The 17,966-nt window shown below is 67.0% G+C and carries 15 protein-coding genes; all 15 read left to right on the top strand.

The genetic code is table 11. The annotated features are described in order from the left end of the window. The first annotated feature begins 328 nt into the window (after positions 1–328). The 15 genes from WT60_RS17075 (at position 329) to WT60_RS17005 (ending at position 17,934) form a co-directional block, all read left to right on the top strand. Positions 329–4,348 carry an FAD/FMN-binding oxidoreductase gene (locus tag WT60_RS17075; protein ID WP_038751218.1) on the top strand — a complete coding sequence of 1,340 codons (4,020 nt, stop codon included), beginning with the start codon at positions 329–331 and terminating at the stop codon, positions 4,346–4,348. A 34-nt stretch (positions 4,349–4,382) separates the two neighbouring features. Beyond that, a complete protein-coding gene (locus WT60_RS17070; protein WP_038751154.1) occupies positions 4,383–4,826 on the top strand; it encodes an HIT family protein in 444 nt (147 codons plus the stop codon). After that, the gene (locus WT60_RS17065) at positions 4,823–5,236 is read left to right on the top strand and encodes a DUF971 domain-containing protein (RefSeq protein ID WP_038751156.1); all 414 of its coding nucleotides are present in this window, start codon (positions 4,823–4,825) and stop codon (positions 5,234–5,236) included. Before WT60_RS17070 ends, WT60_RS17065 begins: the two co-directional genes overlap by 4 nt. A 48-nt stretch (positions 5,237–5,284) precedes the next feature. Then, positions 5,285–6,016: a bifunctional demethylmenaquinone methyltransferase/2-methoxy-6-polyprenyl-1,4-benzoquinol methylase UbiE gene (gene ubiE / locus WT60_RS17060; protein ID WP_038751157.1), complete on the top strand. Its 732-nt coding sequence runs from the start codon at positions 5,285–5,287 to the stop codon at positions 6,014–6,016. A 42-nt stretch (positions 6,017–6,058) separates the two neighbouring features. Further along, entirely contained in the window at positions 6,059–7,078 is a 1,020-nt protein-coding gene (locus WT60_RS17055; RefSeq protein WP_060355571.1) for a TIM44-like domain-containing protein, read from the top strand. Between the two features lie 107 nt (positions 7,079–7,185). Next, positions 7,186–7,833 carry an SCP2 sterol-binding domain-containing protein gene (locus WT60_RS17050; protein WP_038751161.1) on the top strand — a complete coding sequence of 216 codons (648 nt, stop codon included), beginning with the start codon at positions 7,186–7,188 and terminating at the stop codon, positions 7,831–7,833. 12 nt (positions 7,834–7,845) lie between these two features. Then, complete coding sequence (gene ubiB, locus WT60_RS17045; protein WP_059577303.1) at positions 7,846–9,423, top strand: ubiquinone biosynthesis regulatory protein kinase UbiB; 1,578 nt, start codon at positions 7,846–7,848, stop codon at positions 9,421–9,423. 64 nt (positions 9,424–9,487) lie between these two features. Continuing rightward, on the top strand, positions 9,488–10,261 hold the full coding sequence (locus tag WT60_RS17040) for a methyltransferase domain-containing protein (protein ID WP_060355572.1): 774 nt from the start codon (positions 9,488–9,490) through the stop codon (positions 10,259–10,261). Positions 10,262–10,361: 100 nt separating this feature from the next. Then, on the top strand, positions 10,362–10,700 hold the full coding sequence (locus WT60_RS17035) for an FmdB family zinc ribbon protein (protein ID WP_060355573.1): 339 nt from the start codon (positions 10,362–10,364) through the stop codon (positions 10,698–10,700). A 67-nt stretch (positions 10,701–10,767) separates the two neighbouring features. Beyond that, positions 10,768–11,418, top strand: coding sequence for a DUF502 domain-containing protein (locus WT60_RS17030; RefSeq protein ID WP_038751168.1), 651 nt, complete (start codon positions 10,768–10,770; stop codon positions 11,416–11,418). Positions 11,419–11,474: 56 nt separating this feature from the next. Continuing rightward, a complete protein-coding gene (aspS, locus tag WT60_RS17025; RefSeq protein WP_060355574.1) occupies positions 11,475–13,277 on the top strand; it encodes an aspartate--tRNA ligase in 1,803 nt (600 codons plus the stop codon). A 266-nt stretch (positions 13,278–13,543) separates the two neighbouring features. Then, positions 13,544–14,020: a dihydroneopterin triphosphate diphosphatase gene (gene nudB / locus WT60_RS17020; RefSeq protein WP_059577295.1), complete on the top strand. Its 477-nt coding sequence runs from the start codon at positions 13,544–13,546 to the stop codon at positions 14,018–14,020. Next, positions 14,017–15,291, top strand: coding sequence for a cardiolipin synthase ClsB (clsB, locus tag WT60_RS17015; RefSeq protein ID WP_059644012.1), 1,275 nt, complete (start codon positions 14,017–14,019; stop codon positions 15,289–15,291). The genes nudB and clsB overlap by 4 nt, the downstream gene beginning before the upstream one ends. A 198-nt stretch (positions 15,292–15,489) precedes the next feature. Continuing rightward, complete coding sequence (locus WT60_RS17010; protein ID WP_004522799.1) at positions 15,490–16,089, top strand: TetR/AcrR family transcriptional regulator; 600 nt, start codon at positions 15,490–15,492, stop codon at positions 16,087–16,089. Positions 16,090–16,146: 57 nt separating this feature from the next. Further along, entirely contained in the window at positions 16,147–17,934 is a 1,788-nt protein-coding gene (locus tag WT60_RS17005) for an acyl-CoA dehydrogenase C-terminal domain-containing protein (RefSeq protein WP_038751175.1), read from the top strand. Positions 17,935–17,966: the final 32 nt, after the last annotated feature.

The following is a 17,966-nucleotide window of genomic DNA, read 5'->3' as shown; positions in this document are numbered from 1 at the left end:
AGGATCGGAAGATGCAAAGGCAGTCTCGGATCGTCCTGTTGAAGCCGTCGCCGCGCGCCGCGGGTCCTGCGGCGCAACGGCACGCGCGCCGCGCGCGATCGTGTTGACGGTACCGAGCGCCGCCGGGCCGTGTCGACCGGAGTCGCGCGTGAGCGCCTGCTCCGGCTCCTTGCGAAGCGGTCGTTCCGGAATCGCGCTCGAACGCGCGCTCCGGGCCCACGCAAAGCAGTCACGCGCCGGGTAACAGAAGATTTCCCCAAAATCGCGCACCACGCGCTTGCCGGATTCGCGCTCCTTCGTCGCGCGCCGGCCTCCGAATCGTCCGAACATGAACGCACCGCAAGTTTTCGATCCGCACGGCGCGGCAGCCGCCGTCGCCGCCGACCCCGCTCCGCGCCTGCGCGAAATCCCCTACAACTACACGTCGTTCTCCGATCGCGAGATCGTGATCCGCCTGCTCGGCGACGAAGCCTGGGCCGCGCTCGACGAGCTGCGCGCCGAACGCCGCACGGGCCGCTCGGCGCGGATGTTGTACGAAGTGCTGGGCGACATCTGGGTGGTGCGCCGCAATCCGTATCTGCAGGACGATCTGCTCGACAATCCGAAGCGCCGCGCGCTCCTCGTCGAGGCGCTGAACCACCGCCTGTCCGAGATCGAGAAGCGCCGCCGCGCGGATCTGTCCGAGCACGGCGACGTGGCGGGCCGCGAGCGCGCCGCGCGCGTCGAGATGCTCGCCGCGGCCGCGCAGCGCGCGGTCGACGAATTCGCGCACGAGTTCGAGAAGATGGCGGAGCTGCGCCGCCGCGCGACGAAGGTGCTCGGCCGCTGCACGCAGAAGGACAACATCCGCTTCGACGGTCTCGCGCGCGTGTCGCACGTGACGGACGCGACCGATTGGCGCGTCGAGTATCCGTTCGTCGTGCTGACGCCCGATACCGAAGCGGAAATCGCGAGCCTTGTGAAGGCGTGCTTCGAGCTCGGCCTGACCGTGATCCCGCGCGGCGGCGGCACGGGCTACACGGGCGGCGCGGTGCCGCTCACGCCGTTCTCGGCCGTGATCAACACCGAGAAGCTCGAGCAGCTGGGCGCCGTCGAGCTGACCGAGCTGCCGGGCGTCGCGCACAAGGTGCCGACGATCTTCTCCGGCGCGGGCGTCGTCACGCGCCGCGTGACCGAGGCGGCGGAGGCGGCCGGCTACGTGTTCGCGGTCGATCCGACCTCGCTCGACGCATCGTGCATCGGCGGCAACGTCGCGATGAACGCGGGCGGCAAGAAGGCCGTGCTCTGGGGCACCGCGCTCGACAACCTCGCGTGGTGGCGGATGGTCGATCCCGAAGGGAACTGGCTCGAAGTCACGCGCGTCGAGCACAACCTCGGCAAGATCCACGACATTCCGGTCGCGCGCTTCGAGCTCAAGTGGTTCGACGGCGCGCGCGCGCCGGGCGAGAAGCTGTTGCGCGCCGAGACGCTCGACATCGAAGGCCGGCGCTTTCGCAAGGAGGGCCTCGGCAAGGACGTGACGGACAAATTCCTCGCGGGCCTGCCGGGCGTGCAGAAGGAAGGCTGCGACGGCCTCATCACGTCCGCGCGCTGGGTGCTGCACAAGATGCCCGCGCACACGCGCACCGTCTGCCTCGAATTTTTCGGCCAGGCGCGCGAGGCGATCCCGAGCATCGTCGAGATCAAGGATTACCTGTTCGAGACGTCGAAGCAGGGCGGCGCGATCCTCGCGGGCCTCGAGCATCTCGACGAGCGCTACCTGCGCGCGGTCGGCTACGCGACGAAGAGCAAGCGCCAGGCGTTTCCGAAAATGGTGCTGATCGGCGACATCGTCGGCGACAACGCGGACGCGGTCGCGCACGCGACGTCCGAAGTCGTGCGGATGGCGAACGGCAAGAGCGGCGAGGGCTTCGTCGCGGTGAGCGCCGAGGCGCGCAAGCGCTTCTGGCTCGACCGCAGCCGCACCGCCGCGATCGCGAAGCACACGAACGCGTTCAAGATCAACGAGGACGTCGTGATTCCGCTCAACCGGATGGGCGAGTACACCGACGGCATCGAGCGGATCAACATCGAGCTGTCGATCAAGAACAAGCTGCAGCTCGTCGACGCGATCGAAGCGTTCTTCACGGCAGGCAGCCTGCCGCTCGGCAAGAGCGACGACGCGAGCGAGATCCCGAGCGCCGAGCTGCTCGAGGACCGCGTGCAGCAGGCGCTCGATCTGATGAAGCGCGTGCGCGCGCGCTGGGAATTCCTGCGCGACAAGCTCGACATGCCGCTGCGCGAGGCGCAGCACTATCTCGTCGCGCTCGGCTGCGAGGCGCTCGCGGAGAAGTTCGCGGACCGCGTCGACGCGCAGCCGGACGCCACCGTCTTCCACGTGGCGCAGGACCGCACGGTGCGCGTGTCGTGGAAGCAGGAAATTCGCGCCGAGCTGCGGCAGATCTTCAACGGCGGCGCGTTCAAGCCGATCCTCGACGACGCGCAGGCGATCCACAAGCAGGTGCTGCGCGGCCGCGTGTTCGTCGCGCTGCACATGCACGCGGGCGACGGCAACGTTCACACGAACATTCCGGTGAACTCCGACAACTACGAGATGCTGCAGGACGCGCACGCGGCGGTTGCGCGCATCATGACGCTCGCGCGCTCGCTCGACGGCGTGATCTCCGGCGAGCACGGCATCGGCATCACGAAGCTCGAGTTCCTGACCGACGACGAGATCGCCGAATTCCGCGCGTACAAGCAGCGCGTCGATCCGCAGGGCCGCTTCAACAAGGGCAAACTGCTCGAAGGCGCGGACCTGCGCAACGCGTACACGCCGAGCTTCGGCCTGATGGGCTACGAGTCGCTGATCATGCAGCAGTCCGACATCGGCGCGATCGCCGAATCGGTGAAGGACTGCCTGCGCTGCGGCAAGTGCAAGCCGGTGTGCGCGACGCACGTGCCGCGCGCGAATCTGCTGTACAGCCCGCGCAACAAGATCCTCGCGACGTCGCTGCTCGTCGAGGCGTTCCTGTACGAGGAGCAGACGCGCCGCGGCGTGTCGATCAAGCACTGGGACGAGTTCAACGACGTGGCCGACCATTGCACCGTCTGCCACAAGTGCGCGACGCCGTGCCCCGTCAAGATCGACTTCGGCGACGTGACGATGAACATGCGCAACCTGCTGCGCAAGATGGGCAAGAAGAAGTTCAACCCGGGCAGCGCGGCGGGCATGTTCTTCCTGAACGCGACGAATCCGCAGACGATCAACGCGACGCGCGCGGTGATGATGGGCTTGGGCTACAAGGCGCAGCGCCTGGCGAACGACGTGCTGAAGAAGGTCGCGCAGAAGCAGACGGCGCACCCGCCGTCGACGACCGGCAAGCGGCCCGCCGTCGAGCAGGTGATCCACTTCGTCAACAAGAAGATGCCGGGCAACCTGCCGAAGAAGACGGCGCGCGCGCTGCTCGACATCGAGGACAACAAGATCGTGCCGATCATCCGCAACCCGAAGACGACGACCGTCGATTCGGAGGCGGTGTTCTACTTCCCCGGCTGCGGCTCCGAGCGCCTGTTCTCGCAGGTCGGCCTCGCCACGCAGGCGATGCTGTGGGAAGCGGGCGTGCAGACCGTGCTGCCGCCCGGGTATCTGTGCTGCGGCTATCCGCAGCGCGGCTCGGGCCAGTACGACAAGGCGGAGAAGATCGTCACCGACAACCGCGTGCTGTTCCACCGGGTCGCGAACACGCTGAACTACCTCGACATCAAGACGGTGGTCGTGTCGTGCGGCACCTGCTACGACCAGCTCGCCGGCTACGAATTCGACAAGATCTTCCCCGGCTGCCGGATCATCGACATCCACGAGTTCCTGCTCGAGAAGGGGCTGAAGCTCGACGGCGTGACGGGCACGCGCTACATGTATCACGATCCGTGCCACACGCCGATCAAGACGATGGACCCGGTCAAGCTCGTCAACGATCTGATGGGCGCGCAGCACGACGGCTACAAGATCGAGAAGAACGAGCGCTGCTGCGGCGAATCGGGCACGCTCGCCGTCGCGCGTCCGGACGTGTCGACGCAGGTTCGGTTCCGAAAAGAGGAAGAGATCAAGAAGGGCGCCGCCAAATTGCGTAACATTCCGGTGGTGTCGGGCAACGGCGCGAACGGCTCGGCCGCCGGCGTGTCGGACGTGAAGATCCTGACGAGCTGCCCGGCGTGCCTGCAGGGCCTGTCGCGCTACAACGAGGACGCGAACATCGAGGCCGACTACATCGTCGTCGAGATCGCGCGCCACATGCTCGGCGAGAACTGGATGGCCGACTACGTCGCGCGCGCGAACAACGGCGGGATCGAGCGCGTGCTGGTGTAAGGTGACGAACGTTCCACCAGTGAAGGAATTGACGATGGATTGCGTATTCTGCCGCGAAGATGGCGGCGAGCTGCTCTGGAAGGACGACGCGGTGCGCGTCGTCCTCGCGACGACCGAAACCGATTACCCGGGCTTCTGCCGGGTGATCTGGCATGCGCACGTCGCCGAGTTTTCCGATCTCGACGAGGCCGAGCGCGCGCATCTGATGCGGATCGTCTACGCGGTAGAGAAGGCGGTGCGGCGGGTGATGCAGCCGACGAAGGTGAATCTCGCGAGCCTCGGCAACCAGGTGCCGCACGTGCACTGGCACGTGATTCCGCGCTTCTCGAACGACGCGCATTTCCCGCAGCCGATCTGGGCGCCGCGCCAGCGGTCGGTGTCCGACGCGCTGCTGCGGCTGCGCGCCGCGCAGGCGACCCTCTTGCACAACGCGGTGCACGAGGAGATCGAGCAGGCGGTGAGCGGAGGCCGGGCATGAGCGGCCAGGCTTCGACGGCGCCCGTGCCGTCCGGCGTCGTCGTCCATGCGGTGTCGCGCGTGCTGGAGTTGCAGTATCCGAGCGGCGAGAGCTTTCGCGTGCCGTTCGAGCTGATGCGCGTCTATTCGCCGTCGGCCGAAGTGCGCGGCCACGGGCCGGGCCAGGAGACGCTGCAGACCGGCAAGCGCGACGTGACGATCACGGCGCTCGAGCCGGTCGGCAACTATGCGCTCAAGCCGACGTTCTCGGACGGCCATTCGACGGGCATCTATTCGTGGGAGCTGCTGTACGAGCTCGCGACCCGGCAGGACGCGCTCTGGCGCGAATATTTCGACAAATTGAAGGCGGCGGGCGTCGAGCGAGACGCGCCAATGCCGGCGGACTCGCTGCCGCGAGGCCACCACCACTGAACGACGGCGCCGGGCGGCGCCGTTTGCCATTGATAGAGGATCAACGCGATGAGCAAAACCCACTTCGGCTTTGAGACCGTCGAGGAAAACGAAAAAGCGAAGAAAGTCGCGGGGGTGTTTCACTCGGTCGCGAGCAACTACGATCTGATGAACGACTTGATGTCGGCGGGCCTGCACCGCGCGTGGAAGGCGTTCACGATCGCGCAGGCGAACGTGCGGCCGGGCTTCAAGGTGCTCGACCTCGCGGCCGGCACGGGCGATCTGACGAAGGCGTTCGCGAAGGCCGCGGGGCCGACGGGAGAAGTCTGGCACACGGACATCAACGAATCGATGCTGCGCGTGGGCCGCGACCGCCTGCTCGACAAGGGCGTCGTCACGCCGTCGCTGCTCTGCGACGCGGAGAAGCTGCCGTTTCCCGACAACTACTTCGACGTCGTCACCGTCGCGTTCGGCTTGCGCAACATGACGCACAAGGACGCCGCGCTCGCCGAGATGCGCCGCGTCGCGAAGCCGGGCGGCCGCGTGATGGTGCTCGAATTCTCGAAAGTCTGGGAGCCGCTGAAAAAAGCGTACGATCTCTATTCTTTCAAAGTATTACCGTGGCTTGGCGACAAGTTCGCGAAAGATGCCGACAGTTATCGGTATCTTGCTGAATCTATCCGGATGCACCCGGATCAGGACACGCTGAAGACGATGATGGAACAAGCTGGGCTCGACGCCGTCAAATATTACAATTTGTCAGGTGGCGTGGTAGCTTTACACGTGGGAACCAAGTATTAAGGGGTTCCATCCATACAATTTCCTTTCAGCTTGGAGGCCAGGATGTCCGAATCGCGTTCGTCGTTTAACCGCAGCAGAGAGCCGAAGTCGTTGGCGCGGCGAATCGGCACGTTCCTGATGGTCGGCCTCCTCGCCGCCGGCACGTTCGCGTCGCTCGACGCCGAGGCGAAGCGCATGGGCGGCGGCCGCAGCGTCGGCCGCCAGTCGCAGACGCTGCAGCAGCGCCAGGCGACGCCGCCCGCGCAGCAGCCGATGCAGCAGGCGGCGCCCGCCCAGGCGCCGCGCCAGCAGCCGGCGCCCGCCGCGCAGCCGAATCGCTCGCGCTGGCTCGGCCCGATCGCGGGGCTCGCGGCCGGCCTCGGCATCGCGGCGCTGCTGTCGCATCTGGGGCTTGGCGGCGCGTTCGCCAGCATGATGGCGAACGTCATCGTGATCGCGCTTCTCGCGATGGTCGGCATTTGGCTCGTCCGCAAGTTCATGAACCGGCGCGGCGCGCAGCGGCCGGCCTACGCGGGCGGCCAGCCGTCGCTGAACCAAGGCGGTTACGGCCAGGATGCGGGCGCTCGGCGCGAGGCGTCGCCGAACGGCGCGTTCGGGGGCTCGGGCAGTTCGTACGCGGGCGAAGCGCAGCGCGTGTTCGGCGGCACAGCCGCCGCGACGACGGCCGCTGCGGCCGCCGCGCCTGCGGTGCCGGCGGGCTTCGATACCGAAGCGTTCCTGCGTAACGCGAAGGTCTATTTCGTGCGCCTGCAGGCCGCGTGGGACGAGGGCAACCTCGCCGACATCCGCGAATTCACGACGCCCGAGATGTTCGCCGAAGTGAAGATCGATCTCGACGGCCGCGGCGCGGGCGCGAACCAGACGGACGTCGTGCAGCTCGACGCCGAGCTGCTCGCGGTCGAGGATCGCGGCAACGAGCACTTCGCGAGCGTGCGCTTCCACGGCCTCATCCGAGAGGCGCAGGGCGCGGCGGCCGAGCCGTTCGACGAAGTGTGGAATCTGTCGAAGGCCGGCAGCCAGGGCTGGCTCCTCGCGGGCATCCAGCAGGCGAGCACGCACTGACGGAAGTCGTGCCGCGCGGCGCGCCTCGCGAGGCCGCGGCCGAACCGACGTTACAATAGAAGCCCGCGCAGGCGCCCTGCCTGCGCGGGCTTTTCATTGCCAGCCAGATGACCCTTGCCGCCAAGCCGTTTGCCGCCGCCGTCAATCACCTGCTCGCCCGCGAATCCTGGGCGCGCGACCGCCTGATTCCCTATGCCGGCAAGACCGCCCGGCTCGAAGTCCCGCCCGTGACGCTCGTGCTGCTCGTGCAGCCGGACGGCTATCTCGCAGCCGTCGACGCGCACGACGCGCGCCAGTTCGACGTGTCGATCGCGCTGTCGAGCGGCGGCACGGGCGGCCCGTTCGACGCGGCGGCCGCGTTCGTGCAGGGCGGTCAGGCGGCCGTGATGAAGCACGTGAAGATCGACGGCGACGCGGAGTTCGCGACCCAGATCGCGAAGCTTGCCGAGCACCTGCGCTGGGAGCCGGAGGAGGATCTCGCGAAGATCGTCGGCGACGCGGCCGCGCACCGGATCGCGACCTTCGTGCGTTCGACGGGCGAGCACGCGCGCCGTTCCGGCCGCAACGTGCTCGATTCGATCGCCGAATACTGGCTCGACGAGAACCCGCAGGTCGTGCGCAAGAGCGTGCTCGCCGATTTCGACGCGGAGCTCGCGCGGGCGCGGGACGGGCTCGCGCGCGTCGAGAAGCGGATCGAACGACTGGAGCAAAAAATCGACGCGCGCGCGGGCGGCAGCTCGCGACGCGCGCAGTGAGGGCCGCAAGGCATGCGCATTTTCCGTTTCGTCAAAATCGTCTTCACCGTCATCCGCTTCGGCCTCGACGAGGTGATGCTGTCGCGTATCGAAAACCGTCGCGTGAAGCTCCTGCTGCGCATCACGACGATCGGGCGCCGTTTCTCCGATCCGCCCGCGGTGCGGCTGCGCCGCGCGCTGGAAAGCCTCGGGCCGATCTTCGTGAAGTTCGGCCAGGTGCTGTCGACGCGGCGCGATCTGCTGCCCGTCGATTTCGCGAACGAGCTCGCGAAGCTTCAGGACCAGGTGCCGCCGTTCGATTCGGCGGTTGCGATCGGTCTCGTCGAGAAGGCGCTCGGCGCGCGCATCGACGAGCTGTTCGATGCGTTCGAGCGGGAACCCGTCGCGAGCGCGTCGATCGCGCAGGTGCACTTCGCGAAGCTCAAGCAGGGCGAGCACAAGGGCAAGGCGGTCGCGGTCAAGGTGCTGCGTCCCAACATGCTGCCCATCATCGATTCCGATCTCGCGCTGATGCGCGACATCGCGACGTGGGCCGAGCGCCTGTGGGCGGACGGCAGGCGGCTCAAGCCGCGCGAGGTCGTCGCCGAATTCGACAAATACCTGCACGACGAGCTTGACCTGATGCGCGAGGCGGCGAACGGCAGCCAGCTGCGCCGCAACTTCGTGGGGCTCGACCTGCTGCTCGTGCCGGAGATGTTCTGGGATTACTCGACGCCGAGCGTGCTCGTGATGGAGCGGATGGCGGGCGTGCCGATCAGCCAGGTCGACACGCTGCGCGCGGCGGGCGTCGACATTCCGAAGCTCGCGCGCGAAGGCGTCGAAATCTTCTTCACGCAGGTGTTCCGCGACGGCTTCTTCCATGCGGACATGCACCCCGGCAACATCCAGGTGAGCCTCGATCCGAAGCATTTCGGGCGCTATATCGCGCTCGATTTCGGCATCGTCGGCGCGCTGTCCGATTTCGACAAGAATTACCTCGCGCAGAACTTCCTCGCGTTCTTCAAGCGCGACTATCATCGCGTTGCGACGCTGCATCTCGAATCCGGCTGGGTGCCGCCCGATACGCGCGTCGAGGAGCTCGAAAGCGCGATCCGCGCGGTCTGCGAGCCGTACTTCGACCGCGCGCTGAAGGACATCTCGCTCGGCCAGGTGCTGATGCGCCTGTTCTCGACGTCGCGCCGCTTCAACGTCGAAATCCAGCCGCAGCTCGTGCTCTTGCAGAAGACGATGCTGAACGTCGAGGGGCTCGGCCGTTCGCTCGATCCGGAGCTCGATCTGTGGAAGACCGCGAAGCCGTATCTCGAGCGCTGGATGGCCGAGCAGATCGGGCTGCGCGGCTGGTACGAGCGCTTCAAGGTCGAGGCGCCGCAGTGGAGCAAGACGCTGCCGCAGCTGCCGCGCCTCGTCCATCAGGCGCTCACCGCGCATCACGAGGCGCCGCGCGCGATCAGCGACGACCTGATCCGGCAGATACTCGTCGAGCAGAAGCGGACCAACCGGCTGCTGCAGGCGCTCCTCGTGTTCGGGCTCGCGGTCGGCGCGGGCGCGGTGATCGCGCGGGTACTGATCGTCATCGCGTACGGCGGCTGAGCGCGGGGCGCAGAATTCAGACGAGCGCCGCCCACGGCCGGCGCGGGAAAGGCGAGCAACGGGTATGACGAGCGAAACGAAGAAATCCGATGTGGCCGCGCATGCGGCGGGCGATGCGAAACCGGCGAGCGCGGCGGCTTCGGCGATCCCGGCCGCTCCGGCTACTTTGACTACTTCGGGCACCACGGCCGCGCCTGCCGCTCCGGCCGCGCCCGCCGCTCCGTCCGAATCGTCCGAATCGTCCGAGGCGAAATTCGCGACGCGTGACCCGGGCGACGCATCGTTCTGGGACGAGCGCTTCGAGCAGGGCTTCATCCCGTGGGACGCCTCGCGCGTGCCGGATGCGTTCGCCGCGTTCGCCGCGCGGCATCCGGCGCGCCCCGTGCTGATCCCGGGCTGCGGAAGCGCATATGAGGCGCGCTGGCTCGCGCGCGCCGGCTGGCCCGTGCGGGCGATCGACTTCTCCGCGCAGGCGGTCGCGGCCGCGCGCCGCGAGCTGGGCGACGACGCGGAGCTCGTCGAGCAGGCCGACTTCTTCACGTACGCGCCGCCGTTCGTCCCGCAATGGATCTACGAGCGCGCGTTCCTGTGCGCGATCCCGACAAGCCGCCGCGCCGACTACGCGCGGCGAATGGCCGAACTGCTGCCGGCGGGCGGCTTCCTCGCCGGCTTCTTTTTCATCGGCGCGACGCGCAAGGGGCCGCCGTTCGGAATCGAGCGCGCGGAGCTCGACGCCCTGCTTTGCCCATACTTCGCGCTCGTCGAGGACGAGCCCGTCGCCGATTCGCTGCCCGTGTTCGCCGGACGCGAGCGCTGGCTCGCGTGGCGCCGCTTGTAGCGGCCCGCTGGCGCGGACCCGGGGTGGCGTCCGCCTTTCGGCTATAATTCAAGGCTTTGCAAGCCTTTTATACCGGTTATTGTTTCTGCGGGAAAATACCATGCCGATCTACGCCTATCGTTGCGAAGCGTGCGGTTACGCGAAGGATGTGCTTCAGAAGATGAGCGACGCGCCGCTGTCGCAGTGCCCGGAATGCGGGAAGGACGCGTTTCGCAAGCAGGTCACGGCGGCTGGGTTTCAATTGAAAGGTTCGGGCTGGTACGTGACGGACTTCCGCGGCGGTTCGGGCGGCAAGAGCGCGCCGGCAGGCGCGTCGGCCGCGGACGGCGACAAGGCGAACGGCGACAAGGCGGCAGCGCCCGCCGCCGCATCGGACGGCGCGGCGGCGAGCGCGCCGGCCGCGCCCGCGCCCGCCGCCGCGCCCGCGAGCAGCACTTGACGGCTGCGCCGCCCGTGTCGGCGGCGCGCTCCGCGCCTGGCGAACCGGCGCGATTTTTCGACGGCAGATGATGAAAAAGACGACCCTCAAATCGGTGTTTTTGACCGGACTCCTGGTTCTCGTCCCGCTCGCGATCACGCTGTGGGTGCTCGGGCTCATCATCGGCACGATGGATCAGACGCTGCTCCTGCTGCCCGAATCGTGGCAGCCGGAGCGGCTGCTCGGCTTCCGGCTGCCGGGGATCGGCGCGGTGCTGACGCTCGCGTTCATCTTCGTCGTCGGGCTCGCGACGCAGAATTTCATCGGCCAGAAGCTCGTCACCTGGTGGAACGCGGTCGTGCGGCACATTCCCGTCGTCGGGCCGATCTACACGAGCGTGAAGCAGGTGTCCGACACGCTGCTGTCGAGCAGCGGCAACGCATTCCGCAAGGCGCTCCTCATCGAGTATCCGCGCCGCGGCGCCTATACGATCGCGTTCCTCACCGGCACGCCGGGCGGCGACGTGGTCAATCACCTGAAGGAAGAGTACGTGAGCGTCTACGTGCCGACGACGCCGAATCCGACGTCCGGCTTCTTCCTGATGGTGCCGAAAAGCGAGGTCGTCGAGCTCGACATGTCGGTCGACGCCGCGCTCAAGTACATCGTCTCGATGGGCGTCGTCGCGCCCCCGGCGCCCGCGGCCGCGCCCGCGCGCCGCCCCGTCGAGCCGCCTATGTAATGCCCGGGAGAGAGAGCGGCTCTCCCCGTTGACCACTACGAAAGAAAGCAAACATCATGTCGATGCGAACTGAATACTGCGGTCTCGTGACCGAACACCTGCTGGGCCAGACGGTGTCGCTGTGCGGCTGGGTCCAACGTCGCCGCGATCACGGCGGCGTGATCTTCATCGACCTGCGCGATCGCGAAGGGCTCGTGCAGGTGGTGTGCGATCCGGATCGCGCCGAAATGTTCACGGCCGCCGAAGGCGTGCGCAACGAGTTCTGCATCCAGGTGAAGGGCCTCGTGCGCAGCCGTCCGGAAGGCACGGTCAACGCCGGCCTGAAGAGCGGCAAGATCGAAGTGCTGTGCCACGAGCTGAACGTGCTGAACGCGTCGGTCACGCCGCCGTTCCAGCTCGACGACGACAACCTGTCGGAGACGACGCGCCTCACGCACCGCGTGCTCGATCTGCGCCGTCCGCAAATGCAGCACAACCTGCGCCTGCGCTACCGCGTCGCGATCGAGGCGCGCAAGTACCTCGACGAACAGGGTTTCATCGACATCGAAACGCCGATGCTGACGAAGAGCACGCCGGAAGGCGCGCGCGACTACCTCGTGCCGTCGCGCGTGAACGCGGGCCAGTTCTTCGCGCTGCCGCAGTCGCCGCAGCTCTTCAAGCAGCTCTTGATGGTCGCGAACTTCGATCGCTACTACCAGATCACGAAGTGCTTCCGCGACGAGGATCTGCGCGCCGACCGCCAGCCGGAATTCACGCAGATCGACTGCGAGACGTCGTTCCTCGGCGAGCAGGAAATCCGCGACCTGTTCGAGGACATGATCCGTCACATCTTCAAGACGACGATCGACGTCGAGCTCGACGCGAAATTCCCGGTGATGCCGTATTCCGAGGCGATGGCGCGCTTCGGCTCGGACAAGCCGGACCTGCGCGTGAAGCTCGAATTCACCGAGCTCACCGACACGATGAAGGACGTCGACTTCAAGGTGTTCAGCACGCCCGCGAACACGAAGGACGGCCGCGTCGCGGCGCTGCGCGTGCCGAAGGGCGGCGAGCTCACGCGCGGCGACATCGACGGCTACACGGAATTCGTGCGCATCTACGGCGCGAAGGGTCTCGCGTGGATCAAGGTCAACGAGCGCGCGAAGGGCCGCGACGGCCTGCAAAGCCCGATCGTCAAGAACCTGCACGACGCGTCGATCGCGGCGATCCTCGAGCGCACGGGCGCGCAAGACGGCGACATCATCTTCTTCGCGGCGGACCGCGCGAAGGTCGTCAACGACAGCCTCGGCGCGCTGCGCCTGAAGATCGGCCACTCGGAGTTCGGCAAGGCGAGCGGCCTCGTCGAGTCGGGCTGGAAGCCGCTGTGGGTCGTCGATTTCCCGATGTTCGAATACGACGACGAGGACGCGCGCTATGTCGCCGCGCACCATCCGTTCACGAGCCCGAAGGACGAGCATCTCGAATACCTCGAGACCGACCCGGGCCGCTGCCTCGCGAAGGCGTACGACATGGTGCTGAACGGCTGGGAAATCGGCGGCGGCTCGGTGCGTATCCACCGCGAGGACGTGCAGAGCAAGGTGTTCCGCGCGCTGAAGATCGGGCCGGAAGAGGCGCAGGCGAAGTTCGGCTTCCTGCTCGACGCGCTGCAGTACGGCGCGCCGCCGCACGGCGGGATCGCGTTCGGCCTCGACCGCATCGTCACGATGATGGCGGGCGCCGATTCGATCCGCGACGTGATCGCGTTCCCGAAGACGCAGCGCGCGCAGTGTCTGCTCACGCAGGCGCCGAGCCCCGTCGACGAGCGCCAGCTGCGCGAGCTGCACATCCGCCTGCGCCAGCCGGAGCAGCCGAAGGCGTAAGGCGCGCCGCGCGCCGGCCGCGGCCGAATCCGGTTTCCGGATCGGCCCGCGCTCGGCGCGGCCGGCGGCAACCGACCGCATTCGGCCACTGTCTCCGGCCACCGCATTCGATGGCGTTTGGCTGGCATCGGCGGTAGCCGAAGGAAACCGCAGAAATGGGCGCGCAATGCGCCTTTTTCGTTTTTTGCGGTACAGTCGGACCCATGGTTTTTTGACGGTGCCGCGCTGCCCGCCGTTTCGCGCGGGCTGGCGCCGATGACTTCCCGATGACGAAACCGCCGAAAATCCCCGAATCCGTCCTCGTCGTGATCCATACGCCCGCGCTCGACGTGCTCGTCATCAAGCGCGCCGATCAGCCCGACTTCTGGCAGTCCGTCACGGGGTCGAAGGATGCGCTCGACGAGCCGATCGCCCAGGCCGCCGCGCGCGAAGTCGCCGAGGAGACGGGCATCGTCGTCGGCAGCCCAGGCGTTCCGCCCGCCGCGCTCGTCGACTGGCATCACGCGATCGAATACACGATCTACCCGCAATATCTGCACCGCTACGCGCCCGGCGTCACGCGCAACACCGAGCACTGGTTCAGCCTCGAGGTGCCGGGGCGCGTCGACGTGACGCTGTCGCCGCGCGAGCACACCGACTATCTGTGGCTGCCCTATCGCGACGCGGCCGCGCGCTGCTATTCGCCGTCGAACGCCCAGGCGATCCTGCAGTTGCCCGAGCGCCTCGCGTCGCGCGCAGCATGAGCGGCAAGACTCGCCACCGTCTCGCGCAGTTGCGGCAGATGTTCCTGCACGAGCGCGGCTCCGCGTCGCGGCTCGCGTTCACGTCCGGCAACGCGGTGCGGCTTTGCGACGGCGGCGCGGCGTTCTTCCCCGCGCTGATCGAGCGGATCGACGCCGCGCGCGAGCGCATCGCGCTCGAAACCTACATCTTTCGCGACGACGCGGTGGGCCGCGCGGTCTCCGACGCGCTGATCCGCGCGGCCGCGCGCGGCGTCCACGTGCGGGTCATCACCGACGGAATCGGCACCGAGCGCCTGCCGCTGTTCGGCACGTGGCCCGACGCGGGGGTCGAGCACCAGATCTACAACCCCTATCTGTTCGGCCGCTTCGGCTTCTCGCGCACGCACCGCAAGCTCGCGGTCGTCGACGACGCGCACGCGTTCTGCGGCGGCATCAACATCGTCGACGACTTCGAGCAGAACGGCGAGCGCCTGCCGTATCCGCGCTGGGATTTCGCGCTCGAGCTGCAAGGGCCTGTCGTCGCCGACATACGCGCGGCGTTCGAGGTGCAGTGGCACCGGATCGCGGCCGGCCACAAGCGCTTTGCGGAGTTCATGCCGCACGGCGTCGACAGCCCGGCGTTCGCCGCGCGCTTTCGCCGCTGGATGCGCAGCCACCGCTGGGTGAAGGCGGGCGCGCTGCGCAACGTGACCGAGCCTAGCGCCGCGTTCGTCGCGCGCGACAACGTCGTGAACCGGCGCGCGATCGAGAAGGCGTATCTCGCCGCGATCGGCCGCGCGCGCCAGTCGATCCTGCTCGCGAATCCGTACTTCATGCCGGGGCGCAAGCTGCGCCGCGCGCTTGCCGGCGCGGCGCGCCGCGGCGTCGACGTGCGGATACTGATCGGGCGCAACGAATTCGCGTCGCTCGATATGGCGGTGCCGTTCCTATATCATGCGTTGCTGCGCTCGGGCGTGCGGGTTGCCGAATACGACCGGACGATGCTGCACGGCAAGGTCGCGGTGATCGACGATCATTGGGCGACCGTCGGCTCGTCGAATCTGGACGCGCTCAGCCTGATGCTGAACAATGAGGCGAACGTCGTGCTCGTGCGGCACCGCGAAGAGACGGCCGCGCTGCGCGACGCGATCGCCGCCGCGTTCGCCGACGGCCGCGAGATCGACCCCGCGCTCTATGCGGCGCGGCCCGCCGTCGAGCGGTTCCTCAACTGGTTCGCGTACACCGCGTACCGGGGCGCGATGAAGCTTCTGACGGTCGGCGGATACGACTAAGCATTCGCTTCATTCGCTTGCGCAAGCGGCGCGCCGCGGCCTGCACAGGGCCTCCTCCCAAGGGCGCGCGACCCTGCAAAATAGCGGGGACGGTTAGAAACCGATTTCTAATAATTTCCTTGTTTCGCCGACGGCCGCACTCAATAATAGTACGGCCGTTCGATTTTATTCGGTCACCTTGAACGGTTATTAAAAGCTATGCGAAAAGGCGAACAGACGCGTGCCGCGATACTCGAAGCAGCATTGGACCTTGCCAGCCGTGACGGGCTCGAGGGCCTGACGATCGGCCTGCTGGCCGAGCGCATGCAGATGAGCAAGAGCGGCGTGTTCGCGCACTTCGGATCGCGCGACGACTTGCAGGTCGAGGTCGTGCGCGAGTACCACCATCGTTTCGAGAACGAGGTGTTCTTTCCGAGCCTGCGCGAGCCGCGCGGTTTGCCGCGCTTGCGGGCGATGCTCGCGCGCTGGATCGAGAAGCGCATCCAGGAAGTGACGACGGGGTGCATCTACATCAGCGGCGCCGTCGAATACGACGATCGCCCGGACAGCGCGGTGCGCGAGCAGTTGATCGCGAGCGTGAAAGCGTGGCGCGCCGCGCTGCTGCGCGCGATTTCGCAGGCGAAGGAAGAAGGGCATCTGCGTGCGGACACAGATCCGAACCTGATGCTCTTCGAGTTGTACAGCTTCACGCTCGGTCTGCATCACGACGCACGCTTCCTGCATCAGCCGGACGCCGTGCGCCTCACGTGGGCCGCGCTTGAAAAGACGATTGTTTCGTACCAGAGCGAGAGCCGTTAGCGGCGGCACGACCGCCGCCGGGGAGCTCGAGCCGATTGCCTTATCTTGGAGAGAGTCATGGGACAGTACGCCGCGCCGTTGCGCGACATGCAATTCGTGTTGCACGAGCTTCTGAACGTCGAAGCCGAGGTCAAGCAGATGCCCAAGCATGCTGATCTCGACGCCGATACGATCAACCAGGTGCTCGAGGAGGCGGGCAAGTTCTGCTCGGAGGTGCTCTTCCCGCTCAACCAGGTCGGCGACCGCGAGGGCTGCACGTATGTCGGCGACGGCGTCGTGAAAACGCCGACGGGCTTCAAGGAAGCGTATCAGCAGTACGTCGAGGCCGGTTGGCCCGCGCTCGGCTGCGATCCCGATTACGGCGGCCAGGGCCTGCCCGCGTTCGTCAACAACGCGCTGTATGAAATGCTGAATTCGTCGAACCAGGCATGGACGATGTATCCGGGCCTGTCGCACGGCGCGTACGAATGTCTGCACGCGCACGGCGCGCCGGAGCTGCAAAAACTCTATCTGCCGAAGCTCGTGTCGGGCGAATGGACGGGCACGATGTGCCTGACCGAGCCGCACTGCGGCACCGACCTCGGCATCCTGCGCACGAAGGCCGAGCCGAACGGCGACGGCACGTATTCGATCACCGGCACCAAGATCTTCATCTCGAGCGGCGAACACGACCTCTCGAAGAACATCGTTCACCTCGTGCTCGCGCGCCTGCCGGACGCGCCGAATGGCACGAAGGGCATCTCCCTGTTCATCGTGCCGAAGTTCGTCCCCGAGGCGTCGGGCGAGCCGGGCGAGCGCAACGGTGTCAAGTGCGGCTCGATCGAGCACAAGATGGGCATCCACGGCAACTCGACGTGCGTGATGAACCTCGACAACGCGAAGGGCTGGATGATCGGCGAGCCGAACAAGGGCTTGAACGCGATGTTCGTGATGATGAACGCCGCGCGTCTCGGCGTCGGCATGCAGGGCCTCGGCCTCACGGAAGTCGCGTACCAGAACTCGCTCACGTACGCGAAGGAGCGCCTGCAGATGCGCTCGCTGACGGGCCCGAAGGCGCCGGACAAGCCGGCCGATCCGATCATCGTTCACCCGGACGTGCGCCGCATGCTGCTCACGCAGAAGGCGTACGCGGAAGGCGCGCGCGCATTCACGTACTGGTCGGCGCTGCAGATCGACAAGGTGCTGTCGCACGGGGATGAGGCGGTGCGCAAGGAGGCGGAGGATCTCGTCGCGCTGCTCACGCCGATCATCAAGGCGTTCCTGACCGACAACGCGTTCGAGTGCACGAACCACGCGATGCAGATCTACGGCGGCCACGGCTTCATCTCCGAATGGGGCATGGAGCAGTACGTGCGCGACGCGCGGATCAACATGATCTACGAAGGCACCAACTCGGTTCAGGCGCTCGACCTGCTCGGCCGCAAGGTGCTGGGCGACATGGGTGCGAAGCTGAAGAAGTTCGGCAAGATCGTCGCCGAGTTCGTCGAGGCGGAAGGCGTGAAGCCCGAAATGTCCGAATTCGTCACGCCGCTCGCCGACATCGGCGAGAAGGTGCAGAAGCTGACGATGGAAGTCGGCATGAAGGCGATGCAGAACCCGGACGAAGTGGGCGCGGCGGCCGTGCCGTACCTGCGCACCGTCGGTCATCTGGTGTTCTCGTACTTCTGGGCGCGGATGGCGCGCATCGCGCTCGACAAGGAAGCGTCGGGCGATCCGTTCTACAAGTCGAAGCTCGCGACCGCGCGCTTCTACTTCGCGCGCCTGCTGCCGGAAACGGCGGCGTCGATCCGTCTCGCGCGCGCCGGCGCGAAGACGATGATGGAAGTCGACGAAGCGCTGTTCTAAAGCGACCGCCGGGCGGCGCGCGACGCGCACCG

The sequence above is a fragment of the Burkholderia sp. MSMB617WGS genome (genome assembly GCF_001532025.2).
Classification (GTDB): domain Bacteria; phylum Pseudomonadota; class Gammaproteobacteria; order Burkholderiales; family Burkholderiaceae; genus Burkholderia; species Burkholderia savannae.
This window is presented reverse-complemented; position numbering and strand designations above follow the sequence as displayed.